Source organism: Pseudomonas sp. A-B-19 (genome assembly GCF_019947515.1).
In the GTDB taxonomy this organism is placed as follows: Bacteria; Pseudomonadota; Gammaproteobacteria; order Pseudomonadales; family Pseudomonadaceae; genus Aquipseudomonas.
In genome coordinates this window covers 249,245-271,643 of record NZ_JAGYGN010000005.1, presented here as the reverse complement: position 1 = coordinate 271,643, position 22,399 = coordinate 249,245, and the positions used below count along the sequence as shown (strand labels likewise).

The window sequence follows — 22,399 nt, the reverse complement described above, 5'->3', positions numbered from 1 at the left end:
TGTCGAGGCCCCGCAGCAGTGACTACGCTTGCTGGAGGTGTCTCGACGAGTGTTCCCATGCAAGCGTTGTTGCAGTACTTCAAGGCCATGCTCAACCCCGGGCCCGGGGTGTTGCTGTTTGCCCTGCGAACCATCGCGGCCGGTTTATTGACACTGTATCTGGCGTTTTTGTTCGATCTGGACCAGCCCAAGTGGTCGATCATGGCTGTGGTCATCATCAGCCAGCCACTGGGCGGCATGGTGTTGGCGCGCAGTTTTGGCCAAGTCATCGGTACCACCATGGGGGCGGTCGTAGCGGTGGCAATCATGGCGATATTTGCCCAGGCACCATTGCCGTTCATCACCACCCTGGCCCTGTGGCTGGCGCTGTGCACCGCCGGTGGCACGCTGTTGCGCTACACCAGCTCCGGGGCATTCGTGCTCAGTGGCTACACCGCCGTGGTCATCGCAATGCTGGCGATACCCGATCAGGACGGTACCTTTTTGCTGGCGGTGACCCGCCTCACTGAAACCTTGCTGGCGGTTGCCTGTGTGTGCGTGGTCAGCCTGCTCACCGCCCGGCCGGAAGCCGTGGCCCGGGACTACTTCGCCAGGATCGATCAAATCACCAAGCTGCTGGCGACCCATGCCAGCGCCGTCATCCGCACTGAAGAGAGCGAAGCGGATTTCCAGCACCGACAAATGCAGCTGTTGGGGCAGATCAGCGGCCTGGAGGGCGTGCGCCGGCACATGTATTACGATGCCCCGCGCTTGCGCAGTGCCAACGGCCTGGTGCAACTGTTGGGCAATCAATTGGTGTTGTTGACCGCGCGCCTGACCGCCTTGCGCCACCAGCGGTTGTTGTTGACCGAACGCTGGGAGGGCGAGTTGCCTGAAGAGATTCAACGGCTGCGCGCCGAAGAACTGGCCTTTCTCGATGAACTGGCCCGGGAGGGCCGTACGCTGTCCAGTGAAAAGCGCCATCATTTCACGTCGCTGCAACAACGTTTTGATGAACTGGCCTACAGGGCCGAACAATTGACCGAGCCGCTGCCGGCCACCTTGCGCTCGCTGGCCTGGTCGTTGCGCTGGGAGCAAGCACGCCTGCTGCAGCAACTTGAGCAGATTCTGGAATTGAGTGATGCCATCCAGAGCGGGCGACCCGCCAGCAGCGTGTTTCGCGGGCGGGAAAACCCGCTGCACCTGGACTTCACCCTGGCGACCATGAATGCCGTCCGGGCTTTTTGCGCGCTGTTGATCGCCGGCCTGATCTGGATCGAAACCGGCTGGGACGGTGCGCGAGGCGCGATGGTGCTGGTGGGCATCCTGTGTTCGCTGATGTCGACGTTTCCCCGGCCGCTGCTGGCCGTTCAAAGCTATGCGCGGGGATTCGGGCTGGCGCTGGTGGCCTCGGCACTGCTTCAGTTCATGTTTGTGCCGATGATCAGCAATTTCGAGATGCTCGCCTTGTTGCTGGCACCCTTGCTCTACGCCGTTGCGGTGGGCCTGGCCAGTCCTGCCACTACAGGCACCGGCATTGGCCTTGGGCTGACGACTTTTCTGTTGCTCGGCCCGTTGAACGTGGGGATTGGCCAGAACACCGCGATCCAGTGGTTCGAGTTTGCCGGGGCTTATACCTGCGCGACCGTGCTGGCGTTGAGTGTGTATGCGTTGATCTTTCCGTTCATGCCGGATTTGCGCATGCGCCGGCTCCATAAAGAGAGCTGCGAACAGGTGTACGCCTTGCTGAAAACCTCGGCGACCGATGAGCAGCAGTTTGCGTTCGAGAGCCGTATGGTCGATCGCCTGACCATGATGCTGGGGCTATTGCCGGCGACCCGGGAGCCACAATCGCGTGAGCGGTTCCAGGTCAGCCTGGCCTGCATGGCACTGGGTATCGCCTTGAATCAGCTCAGGCAGCAGGGGCAGAACAACGCTCTGCTGAGTCCGGATCTGCAAAGTCGCCTGTTCTCGACGGTGCGGGAAACGGGGAGGCTGGTCGCCGGTCGGCCCGGGGTCGAAGTGGCGCGGGTGCTCGATAGCCTGCACACCCTGGGCGACGAGCTGGATGCCCTGCATACCGATGTTCATGAGCACCTGTGGTCGGTGTTTCGTATGCGCGTGGCGCTGTTGATCGTGGTGTCGTTCGTCGAGCGTTATCGCGGTTACTTTCAACCCGCAGGCCTTGAAGGAGACCCTGTCCTTGCCCATTGATCTGGAAGTGGGTGGTGCCTACCTGCCCCCGATTGCTCAGGCGCTGCTGCTGGGCGTGCCGATTTTTCTGCTGCTGGACTGGACGTTGCGGCGCCTGGGTGTGCTGCAGTTTGTCTGGCACGAAGCGTTGTTCGAAGGCGCGCTATACGTCTGCGTCTGCGCCACATTGATCCTGGTGATGGGAGCCTGATGCCTTGAAGAACATCCTTTCCCGACTCACGACGTTGGCGGTGGTACTGCTGGCCGTCATCCTGGGTTGGTTCGCGTGGGAGCATTACACCCGCGCCCCCTGGACCCGGGATGCCCGGGTGCGTGCCGATGTGGTGACCTTGTCCGCCGACGTTTCGGGGCGAATCGTCAGCCTCACCGTGCAGGACAACCAGCATGTGAACAAAGGGCAGGCGCTGCTGGAGATCGATCCGGCGCGTTACATCCTGGCGGTGGAGCATGCCAAACGTGCCGTTGAGGTGGCAAAAGCCTCGCTCGGGCAGGCCCAGGCGAACATTACCGCCAGCGAAGCGTTGCTCAAACAACGTCAGAGCGAGGAGCAACGGCGGCGCACGCTCAAGGATCGTTCGGCGATTTCCGGCGAAGAGTGGGAAAAAGCCAACACCGACGTGTCGGTGGCCCAGGCTGACTTGCTGCGTAATCAGGCCAACCTGGTGTTGGCCCAGGCCAACGTGCAACTGGGCATCGCGGCCTTGACCCAGTCCGAGCTCGATTTGCAGCGTACCCACGTCGTCTCCCCGGTGACCGGCTATGTCACCAATCTGCTGACCCGCGAGGGCGACTACGCCTCGGCCGGCAGTCCATTGCTGGCGTTGGTGGACAGCGATTCGTTCTATGTCAGCGGTTATTTTGAAGAAACCAAATTGCCGCGGATCGGTGAGGGCGACCGGGTCAGGATCGAGTTGATGAGTGGCGAGACGTTCGGCGGCAAAGTGCAGAGCATTGCCTTTGCCATTGCCGACCGGGAAAACCTGCCGGGCGGCCGCCTGCTGGCGAATATCAACCCCAGTTACACTTGGATCAAACTGGCGCAGCGGGTGCCGGTGCGAATCGAGATCGATGCCGACTATGCGGGTAAAGACAAATTGCGCGCCGGGACCACCGCGACGGTGACCGTCCAGGAACACCCCTAATCCCTGTAGGAGCGAGCCCGCTCGCGATGGTGGTCAACGATGACGCGGGCAGCCTGAATTAACGCGGTGTTCTCTGGTTCTTCGCGAGCAAGCTCGCTCCTACAAGGGATTTACGTTGCCTGGAAAAGGCAAAAAAAGCCCCGCGACCGAATGAGACGCAGGGCAAGGAAATTGGTTGGTTGCGGCCAACCAAAGGAGCACTTCAAAACATCGGGTCAGTTGCTCGCGACCGTCTCCGGCTGCCAGCCACCGCCAAGGGCCTTGTAGATCGCGACGATGCCGCGATACAGGTCGACTTCGGCCTGGGCCTGGGTGTCTTCGGCGGCCAGGCGTTCCCGTTGGGCGTCGAGCAGCACAAGGAAATCGGCGGTGCCTTCGCGGTAACGGATCTCGGCGAGATCGGCTGCGGAACGGCTGGACTCGCTCTGGCGAATCAGCGAGATCAGGCGTTGCTGGCGTTTGCCGTAGTCGCTGAAGGCGTTTTCCGATTCCTCCAGCGCCAGCAACACTTGCTGCTCGTAGGTCGCCAGGGCGCCTTCGGCATCGGCGTCAGCGCCGCGCAACCGGGCCTTCACACTGCCCAGGTCAAACGCCGCCCAGGTGATGCTCGGGCCGAGTGCCCAGGCGTTGGCCGCCGAGGAACCGATCTGCGAACCACGCCCGGCCGTCCAGCCAAGGAAGCCGCTGAGGCTGACCCGCGGGAACAGATCGGCCTTGGCCACGCCGATACGTGCCGTGGCCGAGGCCAGTTGGCGTTCGGCACTGCGAATGTCCGGACGGCGTTGCAACAGTTCACCCGGATCACCGATCGGCAATGCCTTGGCGATCGCCGGCAGGTCTTTCGGGCTCAGGTCCACGGTCAGCTTGTCCGGACGTACACCCAGCAGGGTGGCGATACGGTTTTTCTGCCGAACCTGTTCGGCCTGCAGTTGCGGCACACTGGCCTCGACTGACGCCAGGCGCGCATCGGCACGCTCCACATCGAGCTGATCACCGACGCCGGCATCACGCAGGCTGATGGTGATCTTGCGCGACTCCTGCTGGTTCTCCAGGTTGGCCAGGGCAATTTTCTCCCGCAGTTGCGCGCCGCGCAGTTGACCGTAGGAATCCACCAGTTCGGCAATCATGGTGACTTGCAGTTGGTACAGATCGGCCTCGAACGCCTGTTGCTCAGCGTTGGCCGACTCCAGGTTGCGCTGGATGCGGCCGAACAGATCGATCTCCCACGCCATGTCCAGGCCCAGGTCGTAGCGTTCGCTGTTGACCCGGTCGGTGGTCTGGCCAGGAATCTGGCCTTTGCCCAAATCACTGCTGACACGGCTGGTGATGGTCGGCATGGCATCGTTGCTGACGTCATCGCGGATCGCCCGTGCGGCTTTCCAGCGGGCGAAGGCGACGCGCAAATCGCGGTTGCCTTGCAGGGATTGCGTCACCAACTGGTTGAGGGTCGGGTCTTCGAACTGTTGCCACCAGATGCCTTCGAAACGCGAGCGGTCAAAGTTTTTCTGGCCGGCGGCGCCATCGGTGGCGGCCGTGATGTGGGCCGCCTCGGTGGTTGGCGTCTTGTAGTCCGGGCCGACGGCACAGGCACTCAGGGCCAGTACCAGCAGGCTCGGCAGGAAGGCTTTCAAACTCATCAGTGCGACTCCAGCTTCAGGGCGGCCTTGGCGACTTTGCGCGCTTGACCACGCTCGACAAAGTTCCGAATCAATACGTAGAACACTGGCGTCAGCAACAGACCGAAGAAGGTCACCCCAAGCATCCCGGAGAACACCGCCACACCCATGGCGTGACGCATTTCGGCACCGGCACCGCTGGAGAACACCAGCGGCACAACCCCCATGATGAACGCGAAGGAGGTCATCAGGATCGGCCGCAGACGCAGACGGCAAGCTTCCAGGACCGCCGCCAGCGGGTTGAGGCCTTCGAGCTGTTTGTCCTTGGCGAACTCGACGATCAGGATCGCGTTCTTGCAGGCCAGGCCCACCAGTACGATCAGGCCGATCTGGGTGAAGATGTTGTTGTCACCGCCGGACGCAATTACCCCGGTGATGGCCGACAGCAGGGTCATCGGTACGATCAGGATCACCGCCAGTGGCAGGCTCCAGCTTTCGTATTGGGCCGCCAGTACCAGGAACGCCAGCAGTACGCAGAGCGGGAACACGAACAGCGCGGTGTTGCCGGACAGAATCTGTTGGTAGGTCAGGTCGGTCCATTCGTAGGTCATGCCGTTGGGCAGTTCTTCCTTGAGCAGTTTCTCGATGGCTTTTTCGGCCTGGCCGGAGCTGTAGCCGGGGGCTGCCGCACCGTTGATTTCAGCGGTGATGAAGCCGTTGTAGTGCATCACGCGGTCCGGGCCCGAGGTGTCGCTGACCTTGATGAAGGTCGCCAGCGGGATCATCTCGCCCTTGTTGTTACGCACTTTCAACTGGCCGATCTGGTCGGATTCGAGGCGGAACTGTTGCTCAGCCTGAACGTTGACCTGATAGGTGCGCCCGAAGCGGTTGAAGTCGTTGGCATACAGCGAACCCAGGTAAATTTGCAGGGTGTCGAAGATGTCGCTGACGGCCACGCCGTGGGTCTTGGCTTTTTCCCGGTCGATGGCGGCATCGACCTGGGGCACGTTCACCGTGTAGCTGGTGAACAGGCCCGCCAGTTCCGGCACGTTGTGGCTCTTGGCAATGATGTTCATGGTTTCCTTGTACAGCTCTTCGTAGCCCAGGTTGCCCCGGTCTTCGATTTGCAGGCGGAAACCACCGATGGTGCCCAGGCCTTGTACCGGCGGCGGCGGGAAGATCGCCATGTAGGCTTCCTGGATATTCGCGTACTGGCCGTTCAAGGCGCCGGCGATTGCCCCTGCGGACATGCTCGGGTCTTTACGTTCGTCGAACGGTTTGAGGGTCACGAACACGATGCCGGCGTTCGGGCTGTTGGTGAAGCCGTTGATCGACAGGCCCGGGAAGGCCACCGCGCTTTCCACGCCAGGCTGTTTCAGCGCCAGCTCGGACATGCGCTTGATCACGTCTTCGGTACGGTCCAGGCTCGATGCATCCGGCAATTGGGCGAAGGCCACCAGGTATTGCTTGTCCTGGCCGGGGACGAAACCGGTCGGGGTGCTGGAGAAACCGAAGAAGGTCAGGACCATCAGGCCGGCGTACAGCAGCAAGGCGATGCCGCTTGAGCGGATCACACGGGCAACGGTGCCGACATAACCGTGGCTGGCCTTCTCGAAGAAGCGGTTGAACGGACGGAACAACCAGCCACCGAAAATCTTGTCCAGCACCTTGGAGAAGCGGTCTTTCGGTGTGTCATGGCCCTTGAGCAATACCGCGGCCAGCGCCGGCGACAGGGTCAGGGAGTTGAAGGCCGAGATCACCGTGGAAATCGCGATGGTCAGGGCGAACTGCTTGTAGAACTGGCCCGTCAGACCGGAAATGAACGCTGCCGGAACGAACACCGCACACAGCACCAGCGCCGTGGCAATGATGGGGCCTGTCACTTCACGCATGGCGCGTTTGGTGGCTTCGACCGGGGTCAGTCCGAGTTCGATGTTACGTTCGACGTTCTCCACCACCACGATGGCATCGTCCACCACGATACCGATCGCCAACACCAGGCCGAACAGCGACAAAGCATTGAGTGAGAAGCCGAACAGGTGCATCACGGCAAAAGTACCGATCAGCGAAACCGGCACCGCCACCAACGGAATGATCGAGGCGCGCCAGGTCTGCAGGAACAGGATCACCACCAGCACCACGAGGATCAGCGCTTCGAAAAGGGTGTGAACCACCGCCTCGATGGAGCCGCGCACGAAGATCGTCGGGTCATAGACGATGCTGAAGTCCATGCCTTCGGGGAAGCTCTTCTTCAGCTCGGCCATCTTGGCCCGCACTTCGTTGGAGATTTCGATGGCGTTGGAGCCAGGGCGCTGAAAGATCGGGATCGCCACCGCCGGCTGGTTGTTCAGCAGCGAACGCAGGGCGTACTGGCTGGAGCCCAGTTCGACGCGGGCGATGTCCTTGAGGCGAGTGATTTCACCGTTGTCGCCAGAACGAATGACGATGTTCTCGAATTCTTCCTCATTGACCAGACGGCCCTGAGTGTTGACCGACAACTGGAAGCTTTGGGCATTCGGGGCAGGGGGCGCCCCCAAGGCACCGGCAGCCACCTGGCGGTTCTGTTCACGTATCGCGGTGACCACATCGGTAGCGGTCAGGTTGCGCGAAGCGGTCTTGTTCGGATCGAGCCAGACGCGCAGCGAGTAATCGCCCATACCGAACAGTTGCACGTCACCGACGCCGCCCAGCCGCGCCAGTTCATCCTTGATGTTGAGGATCGCGTAGTTGGACAGATAGAGCATGTCGTAGCGTTTGTCCGGCGAGGTCAAGTGCACCACCATGGTCAGGTCGGGCGACGCCTTGTCCACGGTGATACCGATGCGCGTCACTTCCTCGGGAAGTTTCGGCTCGGTCCGGGTCACGCGGTTCTGCACCTGTACCTGCGCGTTGTCCAGGTCAGTACCCAGGGCGAAGGTGATGGTCAGGGTGATCTTGCCATCAGCGGTGGATTGCGAGGACATGTACAGCATGTTCTCGACGCCGGTGATCGCTTGCTCCAGGGGAGCGGCCACGGTTTCACCGATGACTTTCGGGTTGGCACCCGGGAAGTTGGCACGGACCACTACGGTGGGCGGCACGACTTCCGGGTATTCGCTGATCGGCAACTGGAACAGCGAGATCGCACCGGCGATCAGGATCAGCAGCGACAGCACCGCTGCGAAGATCGGCCGCGAAATGAAGAATTGGGAAAAATTCATCGTAAAAATCCCTTAACCGCGTGGGGTCGTGGCAGCCAGTTTCACAGCCGTGCCCGGCGCAACTCTGGCAGGCGCGACTTGGGGCAGGTTGCTGGCTTCCAGCGCTTGACGTTGTTGTGCGAGTGCCGCGAGGGTTTGTTCGCTGGCCATCGGAATCACTTCAGGGGTGACCGGTGAACCAGGACGCACTCGTTGCAGGCCCTTGACGATGATGGTGTCGTCCTTGTTCAGACCGTTGCGCACGATGCGCAAGCCTTCGATCTTCGGACCCAGTTCCACCGCGCGGTAGGCGGTCTTGTTGTCGGCATCCATCACCAGCACGAACTTCTTGCCCAGGTCAGTGCCGACCGCTTCATCGTTGATCAGCATGGCGCTGTAGGTGCCGCTGCCCACCAGTTTCAGGCGTGCATACAGGCCCGGGGTGTAGCTGCCGTCGCTGTTGTCGAACACGGCGCGACCACGGATGGTGCCGGTTTTCGGGTTGACCTGGTTGTCGACGAAGTTCATCACGCCCTGGTGCGGGTTGCCGTCTTCGTTGGACAGGCCCATGTACACCGGGGTGGTGGCGCCGCGCTTGCCCTGACGGGCGAGCTCGGTGTACTTGAGGAACACACGTTCGTCGGCATCGAAGTAGGCGTACACCTTGTCGGTGGAGACCACGCTGGTCAGCGGGGTGGTGTCGGCGGTGACGAGGTTGCCGGCGGTGATTTCGGCACGGCTGACGCGGCCGCTGATTGGCGCTGTCACACGGGTGAAGCTCAGGTTCAGCTTGGCCAGGTCCAGTTGCGCTTGCAGGGCGCCGACGGCGGCGCGTGCTTCCTGGGCGGCGCTGGTGCGCGAATCGGCCAGCTCGGCGGAAATGGCGTTGCTGGTGCGCAGGCGTTCACCGCGCTGGGCTTCGTTTTCGCTGCGGGTGGCATTGGCGCGCGATTGTGCAACCAGGGCTTCGAGGCGGCGGACCTCAGCCTGGAACGGACGCGGGTCAATCTGGAACAGCAGGTCGCCTTTCTTGACCAGGGCGCCTTCTGTGAACGCCACTTCATCGATCTGGCCTGAGACCCGTGGACGAATCTCGACGGTTTCCGGCGCTTCGAGGCGGCCGGTGAATTCGTCCCACTCGTTGACCGGTTGCTCCAGCACCTTGGCCACGCTGACCTTGGCCGCTGGCATGCTGGCGGCCGACTCCGGGGCCTTGCCGCAAGCGCTGATCACCACCATGGCCAACAAAGCCAACGGGAAGCGCAAATGTTTGAATGACTGTTCCATGGATGCATCCGCCAATGTGTTGAGATTGGCGAATGATGCGCGGCGGGTTTGTATCTCACGAATCGAATGGGGCGAAGGTAACTATCATTCGGAATGATATGAGACCCAAGCCAGCCCTCTAGCTTGCGCCTTGCGTTCGGTCGTCATCAACTGGATTGATGACAATTGTGTGTTGCATTGGATGCAATAGGCAGACTTGTCACCGTGTTGCGGCTATCGTGAGCAGGTTCGCCCCCTGCTGGATCTGATCAGCCATTGGTTTAACAGGGGCCAACCGCCTGCGCTGTGCCAATTTCGTCACCGCCAATGCCCAAACCCATCAAGCCATAACGCCTCGGATAGACCACTCTGACCGGTCTGTCCAAGGAGATGACCATGATCCGACTGACCCTGATCGAAGCCCGTGAGTTGGCCGAATCGATCTTGTTGCACAACGGTTTTAATCTGGCCCATGCACAAGCAGTGGCGGCGACGGTGATTGTCGGCGAACGTGATGGCTGTGCCTCCCACGGTTTGTACCGGATTCTGGGGTGTGTGAATTCCCTGCGGGCCGGCAAGGTGTCAGCCGATGCCGAGCCACAGGTGATCGACCAGGCGCCGTCGATCGTGCGGGTGGATGCTGGCGGTGGGTTTTCGCAGTTGGCGTTTCAGGCGGGGTTGCCGTTGCTGGCGCAGAAAGCCCGGGCCAACGGCATTGCAGCGTTGGCAATCAACCGCTGTGTACATTTCTCGGCGCTGTGGGTGGAGATCGAGCAACTGACTGCTGCCGGCCTGGTGGCACTGGCGTGTAATCCGAGCCACGCCTGGGTGGCACCGGCTGGAGGACGACTGCCGGTGTTCGGCACCAATCCCATTGCCTTCGGTTGGCCGCGTACGGGGCAAGATCCGTTTGTGTTCGACTTCGCCACCAGCGCGATTGCCCGTGGTGATATCGAACTGCACCGGCGTGCCGGCAAGGCGATTCCCGAAGGTTGGGGCGTCGACGCCCGAGGCCAGCCGAGCACCGACGCCAACGTGGTGCTCGACAGCGGCGCAATGCTGACGTTCGGCGGGCACAAGGGTTCGGCGCTGGCGGCGATGGTGGAGTTGATTGCCGGGCCGCTGATTGGTGACCTGACCAGTACCGAGTCGTTGGCTTACGACGCAGGCAGCAAGTCGTCGCCGTACCATGGCGAGTTGATCATCGCCCTGGACCCTCGGCGCTTTCTGGGGGACGCCACTGAAGAACATCTGGCCCGGGCCGAAACGTTGTTCCAGGGCATTGAAGGGCAGGGCGCACGCTTACCGTCGCAACGACGTTACGCGGCGCGGGCACGCAGCCTGGTGGAAGGCGTGCAAATTCCCGAGGCGCTGTACAACGACCTCAAGGCCTTGCTCGCCTGATTCAATCAAAGAGCTCAATCCTGTGGGAGTGGCAGCTCCTACGGGTATTTGTGTGGTTTTCTAGATTGGGTCGTGCCTGCTGCTGCCATCCACCAGCCGTGCAATCCCCAGCGGGTTGGCGTTTTTCAAGGCGTCGGGGAGCAAGGCGTCCGGGCAGTTCTGGTAGCACACCGGCCGCAGGAAGCGCTCGATGGCCAGACTGCCAACCGACGTGCCACGGGCGTCGGAGGTTGCAGGGTAAGGCCCGCCATGGACCATGGCATCGCAGACTTCGACCCCAGTGGGGTAACCGTTGAACAGTACCCGGCCGACTTTTTGTTCCAGCAGCATCAGCAGGTCCGTATGGGTCTGAAGATCCGATGCTTCGCCAATCAATGTCGCAGTCAGTTGCCCGTGCAAGCTGTTCAACGCCTGCCGCAGCTCAACCGTGTCCGCCACTTCAACGACAATGGTGGTCGGCCCGAACACCTCTTCCTGAAGCAGCGGATCGCCATTGAGCAGCAGGCTGACGTCGGCCTTGAACAGTTGCGGTCGCGCCTGATTGCCCTGCTGGTCGCGACCCGCCAGGTGCGTCACGCCCGGGTGCTCGAGCAAGGCCCGCACGCCTTTTTCATAGCTGCCGAGGGTGCCCGCATTGAGCATGGTTTGCGCCGGTTGTTCGGCCATCAGGTTGCTTAGTCGCGCAGTGAACGCCGTCCATTCAGGGGTGCGAATACCAATGACCAACCCCGGATTGGTGCAGAACTGCCCGCAACCCTGGACCACCGATGCCACCAGTTCACCGGCGATTTTCTCACCGCGCACGCGCAAGGCTTCGGGCAATACCAACACTGGATTGATGCTGCTCATCTCGGCGAACACCGGGATGGGTTGTTGCCGTGCGGCGGCCATGTCGCAAAGGGCACGGCCACCTTTGAGCGAGCCGGTGAAACCGACGGCCTGAATCGCCGGGTGCTTGACCAGCGCTTCACCGACACCCGCGCCGTAGATCATGTTGAACACACCCTTGGGCATGTCGGTCTGCTCGGCGGCGCGCAGGATCGCATTGGCCACGCATTCGGCGGTTGCCATGTGCCCGCTGTGGGCCTTGAACACCACCGGGCAACCGGCGGCCAGGGCCGCTGCGGTATCGCCGCCAGCCGTCGAAAAGGCCAACGGAAAATTGCTGGCGCCGAACACGGCCACCGGGCCGACGCCGATCCGGTACTGGCGCAGGTCAACCCGTGGCAGCGGCTGACGCTCCGGCAGGGCACGGTCGATGCGCGCGCCGTAGAAATCGCCCCGACGCAGGACCTGAGCGAACAGACGCATCTGGCCGCTGGTTCGGCCGCGCTCGCCCTGAATCCGCGCGCTGGGCAGGGCGGTCTCACGGGTCACCAGGGCAACGAACTGGTCATCCAGGGCATCCAGTTGCGCGGCGATGGCTTCAAGAAATTGCGCCCGGCGCGTCGCCGGCAAATTACGGAAGGCTGGGTAGGCGGCCGCAGCGGCCTGGGCGGCCGCGTCGACTTCTTGCGCGGTGGCTTGCACGAAAGAATAAGGCAGTGCTTCGCCGGTGCTGGCGTCATGGCTGTTCAGGATGATGCCGCCGACGGCGCTGCGCGCTCCGCCGATGTAGTTGTGGCCGAGGATTTCAGACATCAAAAAAGCTCCTGTCGAAAAATGGGGTAGCAACACAAAACCTCTGTGGGAGCGAGCTTGCTCGCGAAAAACGCAAGGACAACGCTTCCATTCAGACAACACGCGTTATCGTTGACGTCCATCGCGAGCAAGCTCGCTCCCACAGGAATTAACTCAGGCCAGAGAGTCGGCCCGGCGTGGGCTAGCCGGGTCCAGCGCAGCAACCCGCGCCGCCGACTCGGCATCCACCTGGCGCAATGACTTGCCACGGGTCTCGCGGGTCAGGCCGACAGCCACCACGGAAATCAGTGCGGCGCCCACCAGATACCAGGCGATCGGAGTCGAGCTGTGGTACTTGTTGAGCAAGGTGATGGCGATCAGCGGTGCCAGGGAGCCGGCGAAGATCGGCGCCACCTGGTAGCACAGGGACAGAGCGGTGTAGCGCACGTGGGTCGGGAACAGTTCAGCCATCAGCGCCGAGTAAGGCGCATAAGTCATCGACTCGATGGCCAGGCCCAGGGTGATGGCGGCCATGATCAGCCAGTTGTTGCCGGTGTCCATCATCGGGAAACCGATGAAACCCCAGAACGCTGTGAGCACCGCGCCGGTCAGGTACACCGGCTTGCGCCCGACGATGTCCGACAGATAGCCCATCAGCGGGATCAGGAAAAAGTGCACCAGGTGCGCACCGAACATCAGCAGCAGAATTTGCGAAGTGTCCTTGTGCACCACCAGTTTCAGATAGGTAATCGAGAACGTCACCACGGTGTAGTAGAGGATGTTCTCGGCAAAGCGTGCGCCGATTCCCACCAGCACCGAACGCCAGTGATGACGCAGCACCTCCACCACACCGAGTTGTTGCTGTTTGGTCTGGGCCTGACGGGCCTGGGCTTCCTTGAAAATTGGCGCGTCATCGACGCTGGTGCGAATCCAGTAACCGATCAACACGACTACCGCCGAGAACCAGAACGCCACGCGCCAGCCCCAGGCAAGGAACTGTTGCTCTGACAGGTTCGACGACAACAGCAGCAGGGCGACCGTGGCCACCAGGTTGCCCGCCGGCACCCCGGCTTGCGGCCAACTGGCCCAGAAGCCCCGACGATTGTCCGGGCAGTGTTCGGACACCAGCAGAATCGCGCCGCCCCATTCGCCACCGAAAGCGAAGCCCTGGATCAACCGCAACAGCACCAGTAACACTGGCGCTGCGTAACCGATCTGGTCGAAGCCAGGCAGGCAACCCATCAGGAAGGTGGTGATGCCGACCACTACCAGGCTCAGTTGCAGCAGGCGTTTGCGGCCGAATTTGTCACCGTAGTGACCGAATACCAAGCCGCCCAACGGCCGGGCGAGAAAGCCGACCGCGTACAAGGCGAAGGCGGCGATGATGCCGTCGATGGGGCTGTCGGTCTGACGGAAGAACAACTGGCCGAAGACCAGCGCCGAGGCGGTGCCGTAGAGAAAGAATTCATACCATTCGGCGACGGTGCCAGCCATGGCGGCGGCCACTACGCGTTTGAGTCCCGAGGGTGTGGCTGCGCTTTGCGGGTGTTGAGGATTGGACATGCTGACGTACCTTGTTAAGGCGCAAAAAACGGGCAGCCGGGCCGGGCCGGTAAAGGCCCGCCCGGCAATCACTCAGAGACCGACGTCCGGCAGTTCCGGGCGGTTGGCCAACGCCTTGGCCATGATCTGCTCGACGAACACACGGTCGGCTTCCGGCAGGGCCAGGCGTGGCGGACGGGTCAACGCGCTGCCGCGACCGGCGATGGCTTCACACAGCTTGATGCACTGCACCAGGTCGGCACGGGCATCGAGGTGCAGGATCGGCATCAGCCACTCGTAGATCGGCATGGCTTCGGCGAAACGACCGGCCTTGGCCAGGCGGAAGATGGTTTCGCCTTCTTTCGGGAACACGTTGGACATGCCCGAGACCCAACCTTCGGCACCCACGGCGATGCTTTCCAGCACCACGTCGTCAAGGCCGGCGAACAGCACGAAACGGTCACCGACTTCGTTGCGCACGTCGATGAAGCGGCGGGTGTCGCCGGAAGAGTCCTTGAAGCACACCACGTTGTCGCAGTCGGCCAGGGAAATCAGGATGTCCGGGGTGACGTCGTTCTTATAGATAGGCGGGTTGTTGTAGACCATCAGCGGCACGTCGGCGTTTTTCGCCACGTAGCGGTAATGCTCGGCGGTCTCGAACGGCTTGGAACCGTAGACCAGCGCCGGCATCAGCATCACACCATCGACACCAACCCGGCGTACGGCATTGGCGACCTTGGCCGCTTGTATGCTGGTGAACTCGGCCACGCCGCAAATCACCGGTACGCGACCGCGGGCGGCATCGACAGCGACCTCGGTCACGGCGATTTTCTCTTCGGCGGTCAGCGAGGTGTTTTCACCCACCGAGCCGCAGACCACCAGGCCCGACACGCCGTCGCGGATCACGTTGGAAATCACCTGATGGGTTTTTTCCAGGTTGATGGAGTAGTCATCGTTGAATTGAGTGGTCACCGCTGGGAATACGCCACTCCAGTTAATGCGCTTGCTCATTGTTGCCTCCGGTTCGTTAATTGTATTTCGTATACGATATTTAAAATGACGGTGCTCGGCTAGTGCTTTTTTCGGTTTTCAGGGTTTTTACTGGCCGTTGGTCTGGGGGGTCAGGGATTGCGTGATCAGGCGCCGGGCCAAGTGTCGGACAGGCGATAGCCTTGTGGCCACGGATCGCTTGGGTCGAGCAGCAATTGATGGGTGCCGGTGATCCACGCCCGCCCTGAAATGCACGGGTAAATCGCGGCGCGGCCGGCGACCTCGGTCAGCGAATCAATGCGGCAGTGGAACTCGGAGCCGATAATCGAACGGCCGACAAAGCGCTCGCCAACCTGCATCAAGCCTTTGGCCTGCAACACCGCCATGCGCGCCGAGCAACCAGTGCCGGTGGGGGAGCGATCGATCTTGCCCGGTTGAATCACCACCGCATTGGCGCCGGTGGCGATGCCGTTCTCATGGACGATGGGGGCGGCGATCTGGCAGAAGGAAATGTGCGACCACTCGGGATTCAGCGGATGCACGAAGCCCAGTTGTTCGTTGGCCGCTCGAGTGATTTTCAGCCCGGCCGCCACCAGATCGGCCGCTTCATCCGGGCGGATGGAGAAACCCAGGCCTTGGGCATCGGCAATCACAAAACTGTCGCCACCATAAGCGGTGTCAACCTTCAGCGAGCCGATGCCTTCGACTTCAATCCACGCATCCAGTCGATCAGCGAAGGACGGCACGTTTTTCACTTCCACCCGCTGCACCTTGCCATCCCGGCAGTCGGCCACGGCTTCGATCAGGCCGCCGGGCGCTTCCAGCACCAGGCGGGTTTGCGGCTCGGTCATGGGCAGGATGCCGCTGTCGAGCAATACGGTGGCGACGCACAACGAGTTGGAGCCGGACATTGGCGGGGTGTCCGCCGGTTCCATGATGATCCAGGCCATCTGCGCCCGTGGGTCCTTGGCCGGGACCAGCAGGTTGACGTGGCGGAACACGCCGCCGCGGGGTTCGTTGAGAACGAAATTGCGCAGGGTTTCATCCCGGGCGATCCAGCGCGACTGTTCCCACACGGTGGCGCCGGGCGGCGGGGCGACACCGCCGACGATCACGTCGCCGACTTCGCCTTCGGCGTGGCAGCTGACTACATGAATGACTTTTGATGAACGCATGGTTTGCTCCTTGTTTCGCCTGTGAGTGCCTCATCGCGAGCAAGCTCGCTCCCACAGGGTTTTGTGTGGGTCACAATGTTGTGTACACCCCTCACTCCTGTGGGAGCGAGCTTGCTCGCGATGAGGCCAGTCGCTATTTCACTGATTTCAGAAACGCTGCAGTCTCCGCATGCAGCGGATTGCCAATCACCTGATCCGGCGTCCCGATCTCATGCACCAGGCCATTGCGGAAGAACGCCACACGGTCGGACACATCCCGGGCAAAGCGGATTTCGTGGGTCACCAACACCATGGTCATGCCGTCTTCGGCGAGCATGCGCATGGTGTCCAGCACTTCACCGACCAACTGCGGGTCGAGGGCCGAGGTGGCTTCGTCAAACAGCATGTAATCCGGTGACATGGCCAGGGCGCGGGCGATGGCCATGCGTTGTTGCTGTCCACCGGACAGCTTGCCAGGGAAGGTCTTGAGCTTGTCGCCCAGACCGACGTGGGTCAGTTGCTTGACCGCTAGTTCTTCAGCGTCAGCTTTGCTTTTGCCCAGCACTTTACGCGGCGCGAGCATGACGTTTTCCAGCACCGTCAGGTGCGGGAAGGCATTCCATTGCTGGAACACAATGCCGATTTTCTGCCGCAGGCGATTGAGGTTGGTGGCGCTGTGATGGACCTCGACGCCGTCCACGCGGATGTTGCCTTTCTGGATCGGTTCCAGGCCGTTGATGCACATCAGCAAGGTCGATTTGCCGGAGCCAGAGCCGCCGATGATCGACACCACTTCGCCCTTGTTCACCGTCAGGTTGACGCCCTTGACCACTTCGAGGTTGCCGAAGGATTTATGTACGTTGTCGATCTCAATCATTTTCTTGCCACCTTCTTTCCAGACGAGCGCCCAGGCGTGCGACCACCAGGCTCATGACGTAGTAGATAAGGCCCGCGATGCACAGCACCAGCAACGGTTCCTGGATGCGGGTGACGATGGTTTGCGAGGCGCGCAGCAGTTCGACGATGCCGATCCACATCACCAGCGCGGTGTCTTTCATTACCCCGAGCACCAGGTTCAGCCAGCCGGGGAACGCCACTCGGGTGGCCATCGGCAGAACGATCCAGTGCAAGTCCTGCAAGAAGCTCAGCCCCAGCGAACGGCTGGCCCGGCGCACGGTGAACGGCACCGCCAGCACGCCAGCCCGCACGATCTCGGTGAAGTACGCCGCCGCGTAAACCCCCAACACAATGCAGCCGACGCTAAAGGCGCTGATGTTCAAACCGATGATACTTTTGAGCGAGTTGAACAGCACGAACTGGATCAGCAACGGCACGCTGCGAAACACGTCCAGCACCCAGGCCAACGGCAGGCTGGCCCGTGGCAACAGGGCCCGCAGCAAGCCGAACAACAACCCGGCCAAGGAGCCGAGAATGATCGACCAGAACGTCAGTTGCATCGTGACCCACGCACCGTTGAGCAGGAACATCAAGTCATTGGAGGAAAAATCGGTGGAAAACATGCACAGCTCCTCAGTAACGGAACAACCGCCAGGCCATCAGCCGGGCTGCCGCGACGATCGCCTTGGCAATCAAGTAATACAGCACCGCTGCGATGGCGAAATACTCGAAGGTGCGGAAGGTTTTGACGTTGTATTCCTGGGTCACACCGGTCAGGTCATTGTTCAGCCCGACGATCACCCCCAGCGACGTCATCAACACCGCCCAGACCATCTGATTGGTCAGCGGGTAGAACACGATCCGCAGCAGTTGCGGGACGATGATCATGCGGTAGGCCTGGAAGGCACTCATGCCCAGGGAACGCGCCGCACGCACCTGCGTGTCAGGCACCGCCTTGAGGCCACCGCGAAAGTTCTCCGCCAGATACCCGGCATTGTTGAAGGTGATCCCGGCCAGCAGGGCGAACCAGGAACTGACGTGCAGGTTCAGCGAGCCGAGGCCGAAGTAGAGGATGTAGATCTGGAACAGCGACGGGGTGTTGCGGGCAATCGATACCCAACCGTTGCCGAACCCGCGCAGTAATGGGTGTTTGGCCTCGCGCATCACCGTCAGGGCCAGGGCGATCAGCACGCCGAAGATCATCGACAGCGCGGCGGTTTCGAAGGTGACGATGGCACCGGCAAGCATGTCCGGCAGGGCGCGCAGGGCGGAGCGCCATTGGAAGCTGTAGTCAAACATGCGCAGGACTCTCCAGTAGGGCAGCAGGTTGTAACCAGGCCGGCAAACGTCCGCTGGCCGTTGCGGTGCAGGCCGAGTCGACGCATTCGGCAAGGCTGGCGAAGTGCACCTTGCGGCCGACCAGGCCCGGTGCGTAGTGGGCGTATTTGCCCGAGTTGGTCATCAGGGTTTTAGCCGCCAGGGGGATTACGGGTTCGCCGAGCATGCACCAGCAGGTATCGGTGACCAGGGTCGCGCCAAACGCTTGGATCACGGCGATGTGCCCGGCCTCGCGGGCCTGCTCCAACACGGCACGGCCGCAGGTGATGGCAAGCACCACATCCGGGTGTCTTTGTCGTCCCCGGCACAGTCGCGCCAGGTGAGCGAACTCGCCGAGGGAAAAGTGCGGGTTACCCAGCGACACCACATCGACCCGGTTATCGCGAGCACTGTTGAGTTCGCGCCAACTCGGCAGCAGGTCCTCCAGGCGGATTTTTTCCACGGCAATGCACGTGTCCGCATCCAGCACCTGCGCCGGGTCAATGGCCTCCGGCGTGATCCCGGCGATGTGGAACAGTGGCGCCGCAGAGGTGGTGGCGAAGGCCGCGCCAAAGGCTTTGAGGTCGTCCAGGCCCGGCTTGCGTTTTTCCAGTCCCAGCACCAGCGGCACGCGACTGCCGGCCAGGGCGCCAATGTGGTAACCCAGCAGCGGGTAGAAGGCATCGTCCAGTTCACCGAGGGCCGGCAACTCGATCTGCAACCGGGCCTTGCGTTGCGCGTCCAGATGGCAGCCGACCAGCGGGGCGCGACCGGTGAGGGCGATGCAGATGTCCAGGTAATCCGGGTATTTCAGGGTGCGTGCACCGAGCACGCTGTTGGCGTAGACCACTGCGTTGGATTCCGCCCAGACGATGTGCTCGCCGGCCTTCGGTGCAGTGTCGAGCAGGTACGGCGCGCAGGTGAAACTGAGCTGTGCACCCATCGCCATATACGCATCGCCCAAGGCACTGGCCGGTTCACCCAGTGCCGGGTCGATACCCAGTTCGCGCCAACGGCGCTGGTCGACGGAAATTGAATTGAGGGTGGTGGGCACTCGCACTTTGGCTCCCCATTGCACCAGTTGCCCGGCAAAGCGCAGGCTCGCAGGTCCCGTGTAAATGCAGCCGTCGATGTGTGCTTGAGTGACATCCACCAAGTGCTCGGCCCCCTGCAGTCCGGCCATGCGCAGGACGATCTGCATGGCCATTTGCGCGGCCTTGCCATGCCGGCCATCGAGCAGCGCCCGATCGTGCTCGGTGAGCCTGATCGAAGCGCTGCTGTCAGTGTCTGGTAATGGGCTGTCGAGCGCCTGCCAGGCGTCGCCCGGCAGGTGATCGAACAGGCTCAACGTTGTATTTTCGACCCGGGCGAAGGCCTGGCCGCGCAAGGCGGCGAAGGCCTCCCGACCGATGCACAGCACCGGCAGGGAACGGGCAAAAATGGTCTGCGCCACCAGCACGCCCAAGGTCAGGATCTCGTCGGCTTCGGCCAGCACCAATGCCGCCGGTGCATGGCCGTTGCTGATCAGTTCCATCAACACACTGCTACCGGTGCACGAGCCGCGACCACTGGGAATCGCCAGCACGCGGCCAGCCAGGTGTTGGCCGCTGAGCGGGTGATGGCGGTCGATGACTTCACCCGTGCAGGGATCGACGCCGCCCCAGAAACTCAAGCCGATATCGGCGAACAGCAGGGCGCCTTGCGCGGCGCCCGCCACCAGGCTGCGCCCGATCAGAGAAATTGGCCCAGGCATGCCGGACATCTCAGTAGTAGACCTGAGGCACGGTCAGGTTGGTCGGCGGGATCTCGGTGCCGACCCATTTAACGAACAGCTCCTTGTAGCGACCGGTGCGCACCTGTTGGTTGACGAACAGGTTGAGGTAGTTCAGCAGGCCGTATTCGCTGCGTTTGGCACCCAGGGACACGTAGTCGATGACGTAAGGGGCGTTACCGGCGACTTTCAGGTTTTTGTATTTGCCCGACTTGAGGGTGGCGGCGGCCACGGTGTTGGTGACCACGGTGGCATCGATGTGGCCTTGGGCGACGGCTAGCAGGGTATCGCTCTGCGACTGGTAGGCTCGGAAACTGCCCGAACCCCAGCTCTTCACGTCTTTCTCCAGGGCGATGGCCTCATAGGTGCCGCTGGTGTTGCCCACCGCTTTGCCCTTGAGGTCGTCGAAGCCGTTGATGCCGGTGTCGTCGCGGGTCAGCACCACCATCTGGAAGGCAAAGTAGGGCACGGTGAGGCCAACGGTCTTGGCGCGTTCGAGGGTATCGGAGGTGGACGCGACGATCACGTCAGCCCGGCCGGAGACCAGTGCCGGAATACGATCCGGGAACGGCGTTTCCACCACTTCGGCCTCGACCCCGAGGATCTTCGCCAGGTCGCGGCAATAGTCCACATCGAAGCCGGCCGGCGAGTTGCTGGCATCGCGAAAGCCCATGGGCGGGAAGTCCAGAGTCACGGCGCAGCGCAGCTTGCCCGAACCGATGATGTCGTCGAGCTTGTCGGCCTGGGCAGTGGCGATGAAGGAGGTACTGAGAACAGCGCTGAGGGCTACGGCAAATGCGGGGTTTTTCATAGAGGCCTCGTTGATGTGAAGTGCTGTTGGATATCGTATTGGGGATTTCGTATACGATATTAACAATAGCAATCAACGTGCCTATTTCCAGTCCGAGGGGTGAATTAGTTGTCAGGCCTTGGCGTAGAGGTTTTGTAGCGGTGCAACCGGAGGTACGGTGACGCCAAGGTATCGGGGGCAGGTGTTACATATGGGAGCAATGGTTGCGCGGGCGCCCCTTTAAGGAACACTGGTCAATGCTGTGTGCGGCCTTGAACCAACGATGTCAGAACGATCGCTGAAGATCAAAAGATCGCAGACTTCGCCAGTTCCTACACCGACCGCGTACAGCTGCTATTAACGGACATACGATAATTCCTGCGGAAGAAACACGACGATGTCGCGATCAGGCCGGCCGGTAGGCCGCCTCGCTTTTGCTGTTGTGGTACACGCCCCATCGAGAGGCCGAGAGGAGGTTCTGCGTAGTGGGCAACCCGGCAGGGATGCCGGGTTAGCCGCCCCCGGCCATGGATGGCCGATGGCGGCGGGCCCACGGAGCAGGACCGGAGCGAGGGCATGCCGAGCCTAAGCGAGGTACCGAACGTCAGGGGCAAAAGCCCTTGGTTACTTGGGGCTCTTCCAAGTGACCCGCTGTAAAAGCGGAACCGTAAGTGGCCGTTACCGCAGCAACGGATATACCCCCAAACCTAACGCTGATTATCGCGATACTGACTCGGCGACAGACTGGTCAGCGCCCGAAACTGTCGGCTGAAGGCACTGTGGTCGGTGTAACCACAGCGCAAGGCAATCTCGGTGATCGGCAACTCGGTGTGCAGTAACAACCGCGAGCCTTCTTCCAGGCGCGCCTTGTGAATCATTTGCCGTGGGGTGAGCTGGAACACCCGTTTGCAGTGCCGCTCCAATTGCGCCACGGAATAGCCAGCGATGGCGGTCAGTTCGGCGAGGCTGATGGAGCGGGCGAAGTGGCGGCGGATATGGGCATCCACGGCGGCGAGTTTCTGGAACGCCGGATGGTTCGACTGCGGCGATTGCAGGTCGCGGGAGATACCGGCCAGGCCCACGATTCGACCCTGTTCATCCTTCAAGGCGAGTTTGTGGGTCAGGCACCAGACCGGCTGATTGCCATAATACAAATGCAGTTCCAGCTGATCGGCCAGTTCGCGACCGCTGGACAGCACTCGCCGATCCTGCTCGGTGTACAGCGGACCGAAGCGTTCCGGGAAGACCATTTCGGCGGTGCGCCCCAGCAGTCCGTCCCGGTGTTTGAAACCACAACGCCGGGCCAGGGTCTGGTTGACGAAGGCGTAGCGGGCCTCGCAGTCCTTGATGAAAAACACCACGTCCGACAGGGTATCGAGCAACGGCGCGATGGGCTGAAGGCTGTTCAGCAGCGTCGGCAGATCGCAAGGTTTAAAGGTGGTGAGCGAGGGATACATGGCGCTGGGGGTCTGAGGGTGACCCCCGGGATCATAGAGGCTCGACAGCGTGGCCGAAACC

17 protein-coding genes are annotated in these 22,399 nt (G+C 61.8%); 4 read left to right on the top strand and 13 right to left on the bottom strand.

The window, feature by feature from the left end; translation table 11 throughout:
* The first annotated feature begins 57 nt into the window (after positions 1-57).
* The 3 genes from KGA81_RS08355 to KGA81_RS08345 are packed head-to-tail and all read left to right on the top strand — an operon-like array spanning position 58 to position 3,335.
* Positions 58-2,193: an FUSC family protein gene (locus KGA81_RS08355; protein ID WP_223545418.1), complete on the top strand. Its 2,136-nt coding sequence runs from the start codon at positions 58-60 to the stop codon at positions 2,191-2,193.
* A complete protein-coding gene (locus KGA81_RS08350) occupies positions 2,183-2,383 on the top strand; it encodes a DUF1656 domain-containing protein (protein ID WP_108217534.1) in 201 nt (66 codons plus the stop codon). Before KGA81_RS08355 ends, KGA81_RS08350 begins: the two co-directional genes overlap by 11 nt.
* 4 nt (positions 2,384-2,387) lie before the next feature.
* The gene (locus KGA81_RS08345) at positions 2,388-3,335 is read left to right on the top strand and encodes an HlyD family secretion protein (protein ID WP_223545417.1); all 948 of its coding nucleotides are present in this window, start codon (positions 2,388-2,390) and stop codon (positions 3,333-3,335) included.
* 215 nt (positions 3,336-3,550) lie between these two features.
* On the opposite strand, the gene KGA81_RS08340 is transcribed toward KGA81_RS08345, so the two are convergent.
* From KGA81_RS08340 to mexE, 3 genes are read right to left on the bottom strand one after another with little or no spacing between them, the layout of a single operon-like run.
* Complete coding sequence (locus tag KGA81_RS08340) at positions 3,551-4,972, bottom strand: efflux transporter outer membrane subunit (protein WP_223545416.1); 1,422 nt, start codon at positions 4,970-4,972, stop codon at positions 3,551-3,553.
* Positions 4,972-8,151, bottom strand: coding sequence for an efflux RND transporter permease subunit (locus tag KGA81_RS08335; RefSeq protein ID WP_223545415.1), 3,180 nt, complete (start codon positions 8,149-8,151; stop codon positions 4,972-4,974). The genes KGA81_RS08340 and KGA81_RS08335 overlap by 1 nt, the downstream gene beginning before the upstream one ends.
* Positions 8,152-8,163: 12 nt before the next feature.
* On the bottom strand, positions 8,164-9,417 hold the full coding sequence (gene mexE / locus KGA81_RS08330; protein WP_223545414.1) for a multidrug efflux RND transporter periplasmic adaptor subunit MexE: 1,254 nt from the start codon (positions 9,415-9,417) through the stop codon (positions 8,164-8,166).
* Between the two features lie 375 nt (positions 9,418-9,792).
* Here mexE and KGA81_RS08325 point away from each other — a divergent pair, with 375 nt between their 5' ends.
* Positions 9,793-10,800 (top strand): Ldh family oxidoreductase, encoded by a 1,008-nt coding sequence (locus tag KGA81_RS08325; RefSeq protein ID WP_223545413.1) that lies wholly within the window; start codon positions 9,793-9,795, stop codon positions 10,798-10,800.
* 60 nt (positions 10,801-10,860) lie between these two features.
* Here the strand turns inward: KGA81_RS08325 and KGA81_RS08320 are convergent, their stop codons facing one another.
* From KGA81_RS08320 to KGA81_RS08275, 10 genes are all read right to left on the bottom strand, one after another.
* Positions 10,861-12,441, bottom strand: a complete 1,581-nt coding sequence (locus KGA81_RS08320; protein WP_223545412.1) for an aldehyde dehydrogenase (NADP(+)) — start codon at positions 12,439-12,441, stop codon at positions 10,861-10,863.
* Between the two features lie 153 nt (positions 12,442-12,594).
* Positions 12,595-13,983, bottom strand: coding sequence for a fosfomycin efflux MFS transporter AbaF (gene abaF / locus KGA81_RS08315; RefSeq protein WP_223545411.1), 1,389 nt, complete (start codon positions 13,981-13,983; stop codon positions 12,595-12,597).
* Between the two features lie 72 nt (positions 13,984-14,055).
* Positions 14,056-14,973: a dihydrodipicolinate synthase family protein gene (locus tag KGA81_RS08310; protein WP_008018644.1), complete on the bottom strand. Its 918-nt coding sequence runs from the start codon at positions 14,971-14,973 to the stop codon at positions 14,056-14,058.
* Between the two features lie 125 nt (positions 14,974-15,098).
* Complete coding sequence (locus tag KGA81_RS08305) at positions 15,099-16,127, bottom strand: trans-3-hydroxy-L-proline dehydratase (RefSeq protein ID WP_223545410.1); 1,029 nt, start codon at positions 16,125-16,127, stop codon at positions 15,099-15,101.
* Positions 16,128-16,260: 133 nt separating this feature from the next.
* Positions 16,261-16,983 (bottom strand): amino acid ABC transporter ATP-binding protein, encoded by a 723-nt coding sequence (locus KGA81_RS08300; protein ID WP_223545409.1) that lies wholly within the window; start codon positions 16,981-16,983, stop codon positions 16,261-16,263.
* Complete coding sequence (locus KGA81_RS08295) at positions 16,976-17,626, bottom strand: amino acid ABC transporter permease (protein WP_223545408.1); 651 nt, start codon at positions 17,624-17,626, stop codon at positions 16,976-16,978. Before KGA81_RS08295 ends, KGA81_RS08300 begins: the two co-directional genes overlap by 8 nt.
* 10 nt (positions 17,627-17,636) lie before the next feature.
* Positions 17,637-18,302, bottom strand: a complete 666-nt coding sequence (locus KGA81_RS08290) for an amino acid ABC transporter permease (RefSeq protein ID WP_007997725.1) — start codon at positions 18,300-18,302, stop codon at positions 17,637-17,639.
* Positions 18,295-20,073 carry an aconitase X gene (locus KGA81_RS08285; protein ID WP_223545407.1) on the bottom strand — a complete coding sequence of 593 codons (1,779 nt, stop codon included), beginning with the start codon at positions 20,071-20,073 and terminating at the stop codon, positions 18,295-18,297. Before KGA81_RS08285 ends, KGA81_RS08290 begins: the two co-directional genes overlap by 8 nt.
* A 10-nt stretch (positions 20,074-20,083) precedes the next feature.
* Positions 20,084-20,902: a transporter substrate-binding domain-containing protein gene (locus KGA81_RS08280; protein ID WP_223545406.1), complete on the bottom strand. Its 819-nt coding sequence runs from the start codon at positions 20,900-20,902 to the stop codon at positions 20,084-20,086.
* Between the two features lie 686 nt (positions 20,903-21,588).
* Complete coding sequence (locus KGA81_RS08275) at positions 21,589-22,338, bottom strand: AraC family transcriptional regulator (protein WP_223545405.1); 750 nt, start codon at positions 22,336-22,338, stop codon at positions 21,589-21,591.
* Positions 22,339-22,399 lie beyond the last annotated feature (61 nt).